This window comes from Paenibacillus cellulosilyticus, assembly GCF_003182255.1.
GTDB lineage: Bacteria > Bacillota > Bacilli > Paenibacillales > Paenibacillaceae > Paenibacillus_T > Paenibacillus_T cellulosilyticus.
Map to the genome: position 1 here is coordinate 1 of NZ_QGTQ01000030.1, position 14,581 is coordinate 14,581.

Here is a 14,581-nt window from a genome sequence, read left to right on the forward strand (position 1 = left end):
TGCTATTTATCGCGAAAGAATGCTGTCACAGGCAGCTTAGTAACGGGGTTTCTGTATGAGTGTGTTTTCAAACTGCACTTTTTTTGACAACTCCACAGTTCTTGCTATTTAAATCTCACAAAGACAGGAGAGAAATGATGGAGATCTATAATTTAATATTTACGCAGTTAGTAAGTAAATTTGAAGAAATCAGAGATACCCTAAAGAAAGGAATAGAGCAGTTAGAGGATGACGATTTAAACTATCGACCTAATTATGAAAGTAATACAATTGCAAATTTAGTTGTTCATATAGAAGGAAATATTAATCAAAGGATTGGAACGGGCCTACATGGATTTCAAGACGTGAGATCTAGGGATAATGAATTTAGTAGAGAGTTGTATGTGTCAAAAGACGAGTTGTTAAATAAAATAGATAACTCATTTAAGCTTTTGATCGAAAGCATTAAAGAATTGAGTAATGAAGATTTATTAAGAAGTATAGAAGTGCGAGGGAAAGCAAAAATCGTATATGAAGTTTTACAACAGTGTGCAAGTCATTATTCTGAGCACCTTGGTCAAATTCTTTACTTAGTGAAGATATGTTTAGGATCATCGTATAAAACGACTTCAATTTATAAAAAGACATTTTAAAAGGGCTAGTGCCTTTTAAGCCAGTTAGGATTCGTGAATACAAAGACGTTATTATACATGCCCGAAAACCCAAACGAGGAGTTGAAACTATGACAGCAAACAAATTACTCAGAATGGACAATGTCGGCATCGTTGTAGAATCCCTTGATGACGCAATTTCTTTCTTTGAGGAGATTGGCTTGCACCTCGAAGGGCGAGCGACTGTCGAAGGTGAATGGGCTGGTCGCGTAACCGGACTAGGTTCTCAGTGCGTAGAGATTGCCATGATGGTTACCCCAGATGGCCATAGCCGGATTGAACTTTCGAAATTTCTCACCCCACCTACAATATCAGATCACCGAACTGCTCCTGTGAATTCCCTCGGTTATCTGCGTGTCATGTTTGCAGTTCAAGACATTGATGAAATGGTATCCAGACTTACTAATAAGTATGGTGCTCAGGTTGTTGGCGAAGTGGTTCAGTACGGGGACTCGTATCGGCTCTGCTACATTCGTGGAATCGAAGGACTTCTAATCGGTTTGGCGGAACAACTTGGTAACAAATAAGAAAGTGTAGCTTTATCATGGATGGAGCAGCTATTGTAGTGCTAGGGCAGAGAAAGATCAATTTACGAAATGAGTCCGATTAGACTAATCAATGAATGAATATCTAGTTAGAATTAGAAGGAAGTTTATTGAAAGAAGGTAAGTACATGAAGAGGGATTACAAAGCTTTAGCTAATAAGCTAGAAAGGCTAAGAGCTCTAGATAAAAAGCAAGAGATATTTGGATCGAATTATCACAACTATTTATTAAATCCGAAACTATCTGAACAAGAAGTTGAAGAATTCGAAATGAAAAATGGTATTGTTATCCCTTCTGAATATCGTTATTTTATATGTGAGATTGGCAATGGTGGAAGTGGACCTTGTTATGGGTTATTACCACTAACAAACTATCATGAACATTATGACAACTACATTTGGGAAGATGAAGATTTAAAGAAAAGCTATCTTAGGTACTCATTCCCTTATACAGATAAATGGGAACCTAGATCTAATAATGAGCATGATAACTACGATGTTCTAAAGCAATCTTTATCAGGTACATTGGCTTTAAGTCATGAAGGATGCGGTTATTATACGCTGTTAATTGTATCTGGCGAGGAAAGAGGAAACATTTGGTTAGATGGAATGGTATCTGACCAAGGAATGATGCCATTAATAAGGAATGGTAATAGGTTAGGGTTTTATGAATGGTATGAGAATTGGTTAGATAACAGTATCTTGGAAGTATTAAAGAAAAAGAAAAATACGAAGATTTTTAGAGTGATTCTCAATAAGTTTAAGAGAAGATAAATCGGGAGAAAGCTTATAAATCATCTGCAGGATGGTGACGCAATGAAGATATTAATAGTTGGAGGGACTGGCTTTATTGGTCCTTTCTTAGTCAAGGAACTATCTCAAGCAGGTCATGAATTGGCTCTCTTTAATAGAGGCAATAAAAACACTAATTTCTCGAATAGTAATATATGCTACATTTCAGGGGATAGACAGAAGCTTTTCGATTTTAGATCCGAATTTGCAAAATTTCAACCCGATGTTGTCATACATATGGGAGCCTATACGAACCAAGATGCAGAAATGGCGATCGCTTCATTGGAGGGAATAGCAAATAGAATGGTCGTATTGAGTAGTATAGATGTCTACCGTGCATATGGTATTGTGCTTGGGCTTGAAGGTGGAGCAGCAGTAACCCCGTTGTCAGAGGAATCGTTATTACGTCAGAGACTATATCCGTATGGTGGAGAGTATGAAAAAATTGTTGTTGAAGAGCAGATAATGAAATGCCCTAACATCGTAGGAACAATATTAAGATTGCCAATGGTATATGGTCCTGGTGATCCATCCCATCGTCTGTATAAATATGCTAAGCGCATCTATGATAAACGTGATTGCATTATTTTTGATGATCTCTTTGCTAACTGGCGTTCTTCGCGAGGATATGTTGAGAATGTGGCACATGCAATTGCTTTGGCGGCAACAAACGATAGAGCTGCAGGTGAGATTTATAATGTGGGGGAGAGTACAACATTATCAGAATATGAGTGGCTTAACACAATAAAAACTTCACTACAATGGAATGGGAAAATACATACATTTCAAAGAAGCCAATTACCTGCAGAATTGATATATCCAGAGTTGAATTTCCAGCAGAACTGGGATATTGATACGACAAAGATAAGAGTAGAGTTAGGTTATGAAGAAATTGTAACTTTAGAAGAAGGAATTATGAAGACGGTTACATGGGAACTTAACAATCCACCCGATGAGTTACACCCTAAAGATTTTCCGAGATTGGATTACGAAGTTGAGGATAGATTTTTGAGGGAATTATAATCAAAAGATGAATGAGGGTTATTTGATAGGAGTGTAATCATGAAAGAAATTTCAGACCTTATTGTTGAAGCGGATACATGGGCGATGATAAGAGAATGGATTCGCAACTCACAATTAAATATAGAAATACTCGAGAATAATAGAACTCAGGGTGAAGAAGCGCTTTATCATTTGCAAATAACGAACAGATCAACGATGGGTGCCATTGCGCTAGAGAGTGGTGGCTTGATCGTTGATAACGGGTGGCTGTGCATACTTGGATCGGGTCATTCCCGGATATATGGATCCCTTGTTAATAATAAGCATAGCTCTCTCTTCGAAGAAGGGTTTGTAATAGCTTACGACGTAGTTGGAGGCTTATTTGCAATTAATACAGGCCAATTCGAAAATCATTCCCGCAATATCTATTATTTTGCTCCGGATACGCTAGAGTGGGAAGATACGGGGAAGGGATATACAGACTTTATTAATTGGGTGTTGAATGGAGATCTAAATCAGTACTATGAGACGTTTAGATGGGATAATTGGATTAATGATTTGAAGGGATTACAATACGATCAAGGGATTTCAGTATTTCCATATCTATGGTCCAAAGAGGGCAAAGACGTGGAGAAAAGTTTAAAAAAAGCTATCCCTCTCCATGAAATATGGGGAATTCAAAATGATTTCAGGAATCAATTTAATGGATAGATTTAATTATCTCAACCTGAAATCCCGTACCACGGATCGAGAGGAAAGCTCAATTATTATGATCCGAAGGTATTACAACAGCAGTATTGGAACGTCGTTATTCAGGCGGTAGAAGAGTCGAGCCTCATAATCGATGAATTAGTTAAAGAGGACAAGTTAGTAGGCGTAATTGGGAATTCTGCAGGTGGATTTATTGCAGCAGGTGTTTTCACGAAACACACCGCTATTCAATCAGCAGTTGTAATGAATGGATCTTGTGCATGGGTAAGGTTTGAGGAACAAATATGTGAAAGAGACAACAGAGAACCTTGGGCCGGGATAAATAAAGGTGTAGTTCAGGCTCTAGATCCGATTCAATCAATAAAAAATATACAGCAGAGGGCGCTGCTTATTTTACACGGTACAGAAGATACAACGATACCCATCGATAGTCAGAGATATTTTATGCAAGTGGTTGAACAAAACAACTTAATAAAATCAGTGAGATCAATTGAGTACTCCAAAGTAAATCATCAAATAACATTGGGCATGTTAGAAGAAGTAAAGAGCTGGTTAATTGGACTTGAAGACCAGTCAAGTAGAAGCTTGTCAAAGAATTAATCAGGACTAAAACTGTAGTTAGTTTCTAGAGGAGTTAGCTTAATGAAAAAACGACCTCGCTGGCTTTGGATCTTGGTATTGGTTTGTTGTGGGTTACCTGGCGTCCTAGGATTAGCGCTATGTACATTATTGTTAGTTGTCGGCACTTTGTTTTTTGATGATCCTAATGCAAGCTATAGTAAATTTATCCTGACAATTACGGGGTGTGCGGTTGTACCGGTTTTATTAGTATTACTAGCGATATATTCATACAAAAAGATTCGAAAAGAGAATAATTAAAATGTAGGTGAAGCGTAATATTGAAGCGCTACAGATCAATTCAAATCATAGTATTAACGATTTTATTACTGCTTGTGTATTCAATAGCTTTTTACTTAGTGATAGATAAGATCACATTTGAATGGGCGTTAAAGACTAGGACGGTTTCGGCAGCCCACTTATTACGTCTCAATATTTATAGTAGATATATTGGTGTTGGATTGGGAGTTATTTTGAGTGCTAGTCTCTTGTTGATCTACAAGAAGAAGGCTAGGGTGTATTACTCATTATTTATTATTCATGTATTGGTTGCTGGGTATGTATTGTATTTAATCTATGTTGATCAAAACTATATTTATATTCCATATATTAAAGATGATTATGACTTCTGAAACGTTAGATGAAATGACACTAAGGATATGAAAGCATGAATACTAAACAGTTTAGAAAGCTAATCAAAGAGCATTTTGCTCCAAGGCTTCATCAGCTCGGGTTTAAGGGGAGTGATCATCATTTTGTTAAGACAAATGATAATCACTTTATTTATACGCTGGTGATTCAAGCAGATAAGTATGGTGGATCTTGTGTAATGGAAATGGGTGTGCACTTGGATTTTCTGCCTATTTCGTTTAATGAAATAAAGCCTCCGATTGATATTACTACATATGATTGTGAGTTTAGAAAACGGCTGAACAAAAAAGCAAATTGGCTGAAGGTGGAGCGTGAAAGATGGTTCTCATATGGTGAAACAGAAGAAGAGGCCCTAGATACTATTATGGAGATGAGAGAGCTCTTTTTGAATGAAGGCATGAATTATTATTCTCAGTTCAAGGAGTTTCCCAAGAGTATTACATCAATTGAATTAGATGAGATCGTTGCAAGATCTAATCGGTTAGATGACATTGGCCGCTTGATCTAAAACTAGCCTTGTTAATTGCACGTACTCATAAGTATCTTGGTAATGTTGAATTAGCGGTAAAATTCCCTCAATGGGGCTTGCAGAATATTGGTAATGCAGATGGATTAATCGAAGATTCTGAGGGAATCATTCGAGGATGTACTTACCCTTGTTAAGCCGGTCGAACTTTATTATTTAATTCATCATTAGGAGAGAACATAAGATGATTCGTGAAGCCGAAGCGAGTGATGTTTCAGAGTTATATCGTCTCTATAGAATGCTGCTTCCAAATAGTAAGAAATTAAATGTAGTAGAAGAAAGAATTATTGAAATTAGAAATGACTCGAAGAATTTTATATATGTTTATGAGAGCGACAATAAAATTATAGGAACCTTGACCCTAACAATTTGTTTAGAAGCACTACATGGATCGATGTCATACGGAGTTATTGAGAATGTTGTAGTGGATGAAACGTTGAGAGGGAATGGGATCGGACAGCAATTAATGGATTATGCTGAGCGCTATTGCAGAAGTATTAGATGTTCGAAAATTATGTTATTAAGTAATTCTAAACGTGAAAGCGCTCATCACTTCTTTGCGAGCATCGGCTACGATAGTACAGTAAGTAAAGCATTTAAGAAATATTTGCGCTATGAATGAAAAGATAACTAAGTCCAAAAGGTCCTGCCATAAAGAAGATTGCTTGAGTAGATAATCTGCTAGGATTGCATTATGTGAAGGATTTAATTAGAGAATCGACATTCAATGAGATCACCATAGGAGAATTTAGATGAACATCATTCTAATTGGTATGCCGACCGCAGGGAAGAGCACTGTCGGAGTAATTTTGGCGAAGGTGTATGGTTATGATTTCATCGATAGTGATGTAGTCATTCAAAACCAAGAAAATCGCTTATTAAAAGAAATAATTGAACAAGAGGGTATAGATGGTTTTATTGCTATTGAAAACCGGATTCATGCCTCATTGAACGTTGATCACTCCATTATTGCTACAGGCGGGAGTGTAGTTTACGGGGATGAAGCAATGAGACATTTAAGAAATATTGGTACTGTGGTTTATTTGAAACTAAGCTTTGAGACGATTCAGCAGCGTCTGGAAGATACGAAACAAAGAGGGGTTGTTCTAAGGGAAAAGCAATCCCTGATACAACTATATCAAGAGAGATGTCCGTTATATGAAATGTATTCAGACATAATCATTGATGCTGAGAATTATGATGTTAAGGAGTTAGTAGATGAAATAGTCATGCAACTAAAAACGGTCTAACGTGCAGGTATTCATTAACATCGGATCAAATGAAGAGCCATTACTAGGAAGGCATCCATCATTTGAGTCCGGTGTTTTTGTTTATAAAATTCAATCGGTTGGAGGAATTGTTTGGAATAATATAGAAGTGATACTGGAAAGCCAGGAACGCATAAACATTATCTGTAATCCCGGAACTTCACTTTATATGTTGAGGTGATCAAATTGGGAACTACATTCGAATCATTACTGCCTGATCATGAACAATTTATTAAAGAGCAGAGAATATTTTTTGTAGGATCAGCTGCATCGACCGGTCATGTTAATATTTCACCCAAAGGGCATGATGTCTTTAGAATACTATCGCCAAATAAGGTAGCATACCTTGATTTGACAGGAAGCGGAAACGAAACAAGTGCACATATTACAGAAAGTAGTCGGTTAACTTTTATGTTTATTTCATTTGAAGGAAAGCCATTAATATTAAGGCTATATGGCAATGGAAGAGTAGTACTGCCTAACACTGATGAATGGAATAAGCTTGTACCTAACTTCGATCTGCTGCCTGGCTATAGACAAATTATTGTTTCTGAAATTGAAATCGTTAAAACTTCTTGTGGATATAGTGTTCCGCTATATTCTTTCGAAGGTGAGCGAGACGTATTGTTAAAGTGGGCAGTTAATAAAGGCGAAGAGAATTTAATTCAATATAGAAAGAACAAGAATTCAATAAGTATGGATGGCATAGTGACACCTATTGGAGTTTCACTCATTGAAGATGAATAGGAAGTCGAATGACTAAGGAGCACTATGTTATGGAAAGCATTCTCTAGGAGGGGACAGCGACACCATCGCTTGTAGGACAGGTGGAATTGCACAAGCCTTTTATAAGGAGATGCCTAAAAGGGAGGAAGCATGAAGTACCTATATTATTGTACGTTTATTGCCTTTATGCTATTTTTCATGGGCATTAATATGATCGGCGATAATAACAAGATACAGAATATCGCTCAATTTTGTATAGTCGTGTTGGGAGTAGGGGGTTCTCTTTATCTATTCGATAAGTACATTTACTCGAAAATAAAGCGCAGATTAAGTACGACTAAGAAGGGGTGGAACAAGTTATTAGTGATCGAGCTGCTCTTTATATTTGTATCTGCAATCATTCCATTTCTGTTAATACATCGAAATAATCCAGAACAATTCTACGAAAAGCTTATTATATTCTCATGTTTATTTATTTGGAGTGGTTCATTACAAATCGGTCGGAATATGAAAGAAAGAAGAGAACAATTGAAGGTTAGTTTAGACGAAAGGGTTAAATCGCATGGAAGTACATAAAAACAAAATTACCTATTACTCCGCAATTAGAGTTTGTTTTAGACTATATGGACTCTATTAATTATGGGAATTGTTCTGTTGACATTCTCTTCAAAGATAACCTTGGTAGAAAGTATAATCACATTAAACATCATACAAGGACGGTAGATCTAAATGAGCTTTCAGCTGATTCAAGCATCTCCAGAATATAAAGAAGTGGTCAGAAATTTGATGCAATATTACATCTATGATTTCTCGGAATTTGTTAATAGTGATGTCCAAGAAAATGGATTATTTGAGGACTATCCCTACTTAGAAGACTACTGGAAAGAAGGAAGTAATCGGTTCCCGTATGTAATCATGCAGAATCAAAAGTATGTCGGCTTTGTATTGGTTAGATATATCGAGACAGAAGAGCGAAAATATTATTCGATTGCAGAGTTTTTTGTACTGAAGAAGTATAGGCGTGAAGGAATCGGTCAAGCAGCAGCGGAGGAGATTTTTAACTTACATAAGGGGAATTGGGAAGTCAAGCAATTAGAAAGCAACAAGCCAGCACAACTATTTTGGAACAAGATTATTGTTCGATATACAAAAGGTCGGTTTAAAGAGCGATTTGAGAATGGAAGAAGAATACAAGAGTTTGAAAGTTAATAAAATACAAACGAAAATGGAGGAGTTAAATATGGCATTAAATTTTATGGGTGCAGTATTTGTAAGGGTAACTGACCTCGAACAATCTCTTCGTTTCTATTCTGATATACTCGGGCTTCAATTACGTAATATTGAGGAATGCGGCAGAATTGCTAATTATATCATTAATGAGAGTTCACCGTTGATCACTTTAATTAAGACAGAGGGTTATCAAGCTCAAGACTATCCGACCTTTAATTTAAACTACAATAATGTCTTGGAATTACACGAGAAGCTTATAGCGCAAGGTGTAAAGGTTGGCCCTGTCAAGAACTGGTCTTCCGATCGAAATGTTCATATTGATTTTGATGTATATGATCCCGATGGCAATGCAATTAATTTGATTGAGTGGAGTGCTCGATGAAGGTTTCCATTGTTGTATTAGATTTAGATGGAACCTTTCTAAATTCTGAAAAGCAGATTTCGGAAAGGAATTATAATGCTGTCATGAAGTGCCATCAGCAAGGAATGAAAATTATCTTTGCCACGGCACGGCCTCCAAGATCGGTGAAATACTTTCTGCCGGAAGACTTGAGAGGAATAGGCTCCTTCATTTATTACAACGGTGCTTATATAGAATGTCCGCTGACAGGTATTAATCATCATGAACTGATTCATTCAAAGCTTACTGCTGAATTATTAGACTACTGTATAACTAACAATCCAGAGCTTGATATAAATCTGGAAGTGAAGGATGAATGGATGAGCCTGAAGGAATATGACTATTCATCGGTAACGAAGGTGAGAGAGTTCCCAGTTATTAAATCATTGGATGAGCTCAAGAAGCAGGAAGCGACCAAGGTTCTTTGTTCAGGAAAGATAGATGTTGATTCTTTGAAAGAGAGATTTTCAAACAAACTGAATATTGTCGTTACGGATAACGGAGAGCTTGTTCAAATTTCTTCAGATAAGGCTTCTAAAGAAACAGCAGTCACTTTATTATGTGAGCGCTTAGGAGTTCCTCTCGAAGAAGTAATGGTATTCGGTGATGATTACAACGACGTCGGATTATTCAAAATCTGTGGTTGGCCTGTCGCAATGGGAAACGCTGTAGGTGATTTAAAAGAGATCGCTAAAGAAATTACAGATACCAATGATGATGACGGGGTTGCTAAGGTATTGGAGAGATCGAAGGGATACTGAAGACAAAGATGTATGGACTTCGGTAAAGGAGAAAACAAGAGTGGAAAGACTCAAATACTTGCATGAAACAAACAAGAATATTATTATAACAGGCATTCCGAGAGCAGGAAAATCAACAGTGGCTTTTGAGATCAGTAAGCGACTGAATTACAACCTAGTTCAGCTTGATTCAATTGTTGAAGCCATGAAAAGAGCTTTTCCAGACTTTGAGGTTATAAAGAAACCAGACGGAATCATGGAGGTAAGTAAGTCTACCCCTTTTATAATTGAATATTTAAAAGAACTGAATGATGATCCGCCGAGAAAAAAGGGTATTAATTATGTTATTGAAGGCAGCGATATAGACTTAAATGAGTTCTATAAACATTTTGCTAAAGATGATTTTATAGTCGTGGGGATATGCTATTTGGATCGATCTGCAGAAGAGATTTATCACACAATGAAGAAGTATGACACCATCATCGACTGGAGCTACTATATGGAGGATGATGAACTGCTGAAATATTCCGAGGCTTTAGTAAGTCGTAATAAACGTTACGCAGAATCGTTTCAGAAGCATGATATCAAGTACTATGATGTCTCTCATGACCGAAATAAGGTTCTGAAGGAAATCGAAAATGATATCGTTAGGGAAGTACAAAGCAACTCGTGGGAGCCATTGTAAAACAAAACAAAAAACGAAATGGAGAGATGAGGAAATGACGAACGAGATTAAGGTAATTAATAACCAAATTCATTTTGTATTTGTACCCGTAAAAAACATGGAGAATGCTGTGAAGTTCTATAGCAGTATATTAGGCTTGACCATTAAGCCAGGGCCTTATGAGAACATTTATAATCTTGATATTCCATCTCCGAACATTGTATTGGATAGCAACTTGGAAGAAGGATTCGTACCGGCGAAGCATCCATTATTTACATTCGTTGCGAATGACCTTAACCGAGCGCAACAGTTGATTACTGAAGCAGGAGGATTTGTAAGGGATATTGTGTCATTTGATGATCTCTCCTTCTTTGTATTTGATGATTTGGATGGAAATCGAATCACGATCGTAAATCGATAGTTCAGTGTTGGCTGCGTCTGGTGACTCCAAGTCAAAACCGGAGGGCTCATATGCTGAAATTATTGATTGTCTCCGACGAAGAATCGAAATATATATGGGATCATTTTGATCCGAATCGATTTAAAGACATCGACCTTATTATTTCATGTGGGGATCTCAAGCCTGAATATTTATCATTCTTGGTGAGCATGATTCATGCTCCTTTATTGTATGTGCACGGAAATCATGATGCGAAGTATCAGACAAGCCCGCCAGAGGGCTGCGAATGTATTGAAGATGTAATCGTACAATATAAAGGCCTTCGCATTATGGGTCTAGGTGGGAGTTATCGGTATTCTCCAGGGGAACATCAATACTCCGAAAGACAAATGAGGCGAAGGATCACTAAATTAAAATATAAGCTGTGGAGGAATAAGGGGATCGATATCGTTGTTACGCATGCTCCGGCGTACAAGATTGGTGACGGTGAAGATCTATGTCACAGAGGGTTTGAATGCTTTGTAGAATTGATCAATAAATATAACCCTCGATTGTTACTCCACGGACATCAACATCTGAATTATGGCAGGAATCAACGAATCCATTATCTCAATGGAACACAAATCATAAATGCATTTGGTTATTACATCGTAGAGATTTAGCATCTTCCGAGAAAGTGGGGGTAACGTCAATGCGACGAACGAATATGTTGACTCTCAGAAAGGTATTTAGATGCTCAGGGTGAATTGGAAGAAGCGACAAGACCTTTGGAATGAAGATAGCTTGATGAGGTGATAAGTATGAAAGAGATTGAACAGTTTCACCTATGCTTCGATCAAGATGGACGGGAAATTGAAGTATTAGATGGTCTTCGCATAGATGCTGAAACGATCAGAATTGAAGAGAATCCGATCTTTTATGATCGTGTATCATATGGAGACGTAATACGAATTAGAAGAGATAAAGATATCTTTTATTACATAGAGACAATCAAGAAATCGGAATTGGTAAGGCATGCAAGGCTGTTAACTCAGGAGACTAGTCAGTCGAGAGAAATCGAAAGCATCATGAACAGAGTAGTAAGATATGATGGCAGAGCTGAAATTGTTTTCGGAGGCATACTGATCGTTAATATTCCAAGAGAGCATGAAGAAGAGATACTGCAAGAACTAAATGAGATCGTGATGAATGCTAAAGAATAGGAACGGCAGCGGCATTCAATAGAAGCGTGTTGAATAAGGGAATTAAAGAGTTGATGTATACCATTACCATTATTTAGTGGTAGTGGTATATTTGTATGGGTAGGTACATTCACATGACTTAACCCAGATTACATTGAGATGGAGTGCTGCTGATGATTGAATGTCCTTGGTGCCATTAAGAAATTGAGATTCCATTCGGAATGTCTGGAGGATATATTCATGAATAGTCCCAATAAAATATATCTTAAGGTGATTATATATGAGAGATATTGAGCTTGAAGGTGAAAGGATAAAGCTAATACCAGCTTCATACGAGCATGTAGAAGAGCTGTTTAATGTTAGTGGTAATCATGAACTTTGGAGATACAGTCCTTCAAGTATTTCTACAATTGAAGATATGCATAATACAATGGATTCGTGGATGAGATTGAAGGAGCAGGGAGTAAGATATCCCTTTGTAATTATGGATAAAGCGACGAATGAGATTGTAGGCAGTACAAGCTACTTAGACATATCATTATCAAATCGAAAACTTGAAATTGGAGGGACGTGGTTAGACCCTAAAGTACAGAGAACTAGGGTTAATACCGAATGTAAGTATTTGTTGCTTAAGTATGGATTTGAAAGCCTACAGCTTTTACGTATACAATTTAAAACAGATGCTAAAAATGAAAAATCAAACCTTGCAATCCAACGGATCGGGGCCCAATACGAAGGCACCATAAGACAAGACATGATCCTTCATAATGGGCACATCAGAGATACTAATATATATAGCATTTTGAACTCGGAATGGAATGTTGTAAGAGATAAACTAACAGAATATTTGAATATCAAATACATGTAAGGATAGGTGAAATTGTATAGAAATACTTTTTGTATGCAGTCGGAAGATTATTGGATTAGCAGTTATTTTACTCTTGCTAGGTATACTGCTTTATTTTTTGAACACACGAGTCTGGATAGAAAAGTACACATTAATGGGCGATACCCTTAGATTCGAGAATAATGTTTATATAAGTAAAGGTGCCAATTCAGAATCGGATACAGACAATCTTGGTGAAACAATTGGTATTGCAGTATCTGGGAAGCGGACCGTGGCCGATTATATTTGGCCCGTTTGGATTTATGAGTATAAGGATGATAAAGAACATAATCGTATTTTTGTGAGGGGACTAATGGATCTAGGAAGTGCGTATATAAAGCAATCGAAGTGAGAGTTAGGCATAGAAGGGAGTCTGACATATGAGCGAGTTTAGCGAAAGTTATCATCTGTTCTCAACGGATCAGAATGATGGAGTTAAGTTGCTGAAACGTGCCTGGCTGCAAGGTTATGTTTATCCGGCAAGTAATAACTGGGTAACCATCCTACCAAGCGGGAAGAATTTTCAACCTAATAAACGTCTGATCAGAAGCAATAAGAGTGTATTGGTTCATTTCGTAAATGCGGAAGACCATGGCTGGTCAATTAGTATATATGATGAGAATAAACGCACGTTTCATTATGAATGTACATGGGAAGATGACATTGAAATTAATCAAGACGAATATAATCGAGAACGCATGGTAGAACTCATTAATCAAAACCCCAACAAACTCACTTCGGTAACTCCACTAGATATAACGAAGATCTTCTATGTTTCTGATTTCGACGACCTTGCAGAAAGAGATCCTGTTCATCAAATAGCTAGCTTATTACGTTTAGAGCATTATGAGTGGATATCGTTCCATTATGTTCAAAGCGAATATAAGGAAAACCCAACGGAAATGAGTAACAGGGGAATCAGGATCATTAAAGGTTTACTTTCATTCTAATCTAACCCGTAAAGAAAACGTCCGAACCTTGCATGACAGGGACAGTCGTCGGGTCCATACTATATAAGATTCGGAGTGGTTTACATGTCATTAGTGATATCGAATAACATTGATGCTGAGAATAAAGATTACGTAAGGGATAAGATGATAACGTTTAATCTCAAGCATTTTCCGGATGATCTGAAAGGACGCTATCAAGAATTGAAGCTGCATTTGGTTAATAATAGCGGCGAGATATTCGGAGGTATTGTTGGAGAGTTTTGTTGGAATTGGCTGGAGATTCACTATTTGTATGTTGAAGAAGAACAACGCAAATCAGGTTATGGAAGAGCGCTGCTCAGAGAAGCAGAGAAGATGGCGATAGAGAAACAATGTGATTTTATTAAACTAGATACACTGAGCTTTCAAGCGTTGGACTTTTATTTGAAAGAAGGATTCCAGATCTATGGAACAATAGAGAATGCCGGTCGGCATACGCATTATTTTTTAAAGAAGGATTTGTAGAAAAGCTAATTGTGAAGTGCTGACAGCCGATCGGTTTGGAGAAACTGATTGAAGCTTCGGCACTTTTTTGTATATCAATTATATAGTGCCAGCGGGAAAGGAATGGGATACAATACCAATTAAAGGAATATAGGTGTT

The 14,581-nt window shown here is 37.2% G+C and carries 21 protein-coding genes; all 21 read left to right on the top strand.

What is annotated here, in order from left to right; translation table 11 throughout:
* Positions 1-134: 134 nt before the first annotated feature.
* The gene (locus tag DFQ01_RS24935) at positions 135-632 is read left to right on the top strand and encodes a DinB family protein (RefSeq protein WP_110046671.1); all 498 of its coding nucleotides are present in this window, start codon (positions 135-137) and stop codon (positions 630-632) included.
* An 89-nt stretch (positions 633-721) separates the two neighbouring features.
* A complete protein-coding gene (locus tag DFQ01_RS24940; RefSeq protein ID WP_110046672.1) occupies positions 722-1,177 on the top strand; it encodes a VOC family protein in 456 nt (151 codons plus the stop codon).
* A gap of 128 nt (positions 1,178-1,305) precedes the next feature.
* Positions 1,306-1,968 carry an SMI1/KNR4 family protein gene (locus DFQ01_RS24945; protein ID WP_110046673.1) on the top strand — a complete coding sequence of 221 codons (663 nt, stop codon included), beginning with the start codon at positions 1,306-1,308 and terminating at the stop codon, positions 1,966-1,968.
* Positions 1,969-2,010: 42 nt separating this feature from the next.
* On the top strand, positions 2,011-3,009 hold the full coding sequence (locus DFQ01_RS24950) for an NAD-dependent epimerase/dehydratase family protein (protein WP_110046674.1): 999 nt from the start codon (positions 2,011-2,013) through the stop codon (positions 3,007-3,009).
* Positions 3,010-3,048: 39 nt separating this feature from the next.
* Positions 3,049-3,699 (top strand): DUF2625 family protein, encoded by a 651-nt coding sequence (locus DFQ01_RS24955; protein WP_110046675.1) that lies wholly within the window; start codon positions 3,049-3,051, stop codon positions 3,697-3,699.
* 129 nt (positions 3,700-3,828) lie between these two features.
* The gene (locus DFQ01_RS32255; protein ID WP_425452438.1) at positions 3,829-4,299 is read left to right on the top strand and encodes an alpha/beta hydrolase family protein; all 471 of its coding nucleotides are present in this window, start codon (positions 3,829-3,831) and stop codon (positions 4,297-4,299) included.
* Positions 4,300-4,341: 42 nt separating this feature from the next.
* Positions 4,342-4,578 (top strand): hypothetical protein, encoded by a 237-nt coding sequence (locus DFQ01_RS30910; RefSeq protein ID WP_146216925.1) that lies wholly within the window; start codon positions 4,342-4,344, stop codon positions 4,576-4,578.
* 406 nt (positions 4,579-4,984) lie between these two features.
* On the top strand, positions 4,985-5,476 hold the full coding sequence (locus DFQ01_RS24970; RefSeq protein ID WP_110046678.1) for a DUF4304 domain-containing protein: 492 nt from the start codon (positions 4,985-4,987) through the stop codon (positions 5,474-5,476).
* A 202-nt stretch (positions 5,477-5,678) separates the two neighbouring features.
* Positions 5,679-6,116 carry a GNAT family N-acetyltransferase gene (locus DFQ01_RS24975; RefSeq protein WP_110046679.1) on the top strand — a complete coding sequence of 146 codons (438 nt, stop codon included), beginning with the start codon at positions 5,679-5,681 and terminating at the stop codon, positions 6,114-6,116.
* Positions 6,117-6,246: 130 nt separating this feature from the next.
* Positions 6,247-6,744 carry a shikimate kinase gene (locus DFQ01_RS24980; protein WP_110046680.1) on the top strand — a complete coding sequence of 166 codons (498 nt, stop codon included), beginning with the start codon at positions 6,247-6,249 and terminating at the stop codon, positions 6,742-6,744.
* A 204-nt stretch (positions 6,745-6,948) separates the two neighbouring features.
* Positions 6,949-7,509, top strand: coding sequence for a pyridoxamine 5'-phosphate oxidase family protein (locus DFQ01_RS24985; RefSeq protein WP_110046681.1), 561 nt, complete (start codon positions 6,949-6,951; stop codon positions 7,507-7,509).
* Between the two features lie 708 nt (positions 7,510-8,217).
* Complete coding sequence (locus DFQ01_RS24995) at positions 8,218-8,697, top strand: GNAT family N-acetyltransferase (protein WP_110046683.1); 480 nt, start codon at positions 8,218-8,220, stop codon at positions 8,695-8,697.
* Positions 8,666-9,100 (top strand): VOC family protein, encoded by a 435-nt coding sequence (locus DFQ01_RS25000; protein WP_110046684.1) that lies wholly within the window; start codon positions 8,666-8,668, stop codon positions 9,098-9,100. The genes DFQ01_RS24995 and DFQ01_RS25000 overlap by 32 nt, the downstream gene beginning before the upstream one ends.
* Positions 9,097-9,879 (top strand): HAD family hydrolase, encoded by a 783-nt coding sequence (locus DFQ01_RS25005; RefSeq protein ID WP_110046685.1) that lies wholly within the window; start codon positions 9,097-9,099, stop codon positions 9,877-9,879. The genes DFQ01_RS25000 and DFQ01_RS25005 overlap by 4 nt, the downstream gene beginning before the upstream one ends.
* Positions 9,880-9,919: 40 nt before the next feature.
* Positions 9,920-10,543: an AAA family ATPase gene (locus tag DFQ01_RS25010; protein ID WP_110046686.1), complete on the top strand. Its 624-nt coding sequence runs from the start codon at positions 9,920-9,922 to the stop codon at positions 10,541-10,543.
* 34 nt (positions 10,544-10,577) lie between these two features.
* Positions 10,578-10,943, top strand: a complete 366-nt coding sequence (locus tag DFQ01_RS25015; RefSeq protein ID WP_174812612.1) for a VOC family protein — start codon at positions 10,578-10,580, stop codon at positions 10,941-10,943.
* A 50-nt stretch (positions 10,944-10,993) separates the two neighbouring features.
* Positions 10,994-11,584, top strand: a complete 591-nt coding sequence (locus tag DFQ01_RS25020; protein WP_245946878.1) for a metallophosphoesterase family protein — start codon at positions 10,994-10,996, stop codon at positions 11,582-11,584.
* Between the two features lie 138 nt (positions 11,585-11,722).
* Positions 11,723-12,124, top strand: a complete 402-nt coding sequence (locus DFQ01_RS25025) for a DUF4265 domain-containing protein (RefSeq protein ID WP_110046688.1) — start codon at positions 11,723-11,725, stop codon at positions 12,122-12,124.
* Positions 12,125-12,383: 259 nt separating this feature from the next.
* Complete coding sequence (locus DFQ01_RS25030; protein WP_110046689.1) at positions 12,384-12,971, top strand: GNAT family N-acetyltransferase; 588 nt, start codon at positions 12,384-12,386, stop codon at positions 12,969-12,971.
* 398 nt (positions 12,972-13,369) lie between these two features.
* A complete protein-coding gene (locus DFQ01_RS25040) occupies positions 13,370-13,939 on the top strand; it encodes a hypothetical protein (RefSeq protein WP_110046691.1) in 570 nt (189 codons plus the stop codon).
* Positions 13,940-14,023: 84 nt separating this feature from the next.
* Entirely contained in the window at positions 14,024-14,443 is a 420-nt protein-coding gene (locus tag DFQ01_RS25045; protein WP_110046692.1) for a GNAT family N-acetyltransferase, read from the top strand.
* Positions 14,444-14,581: the final 138 nt, after the last annotated feature.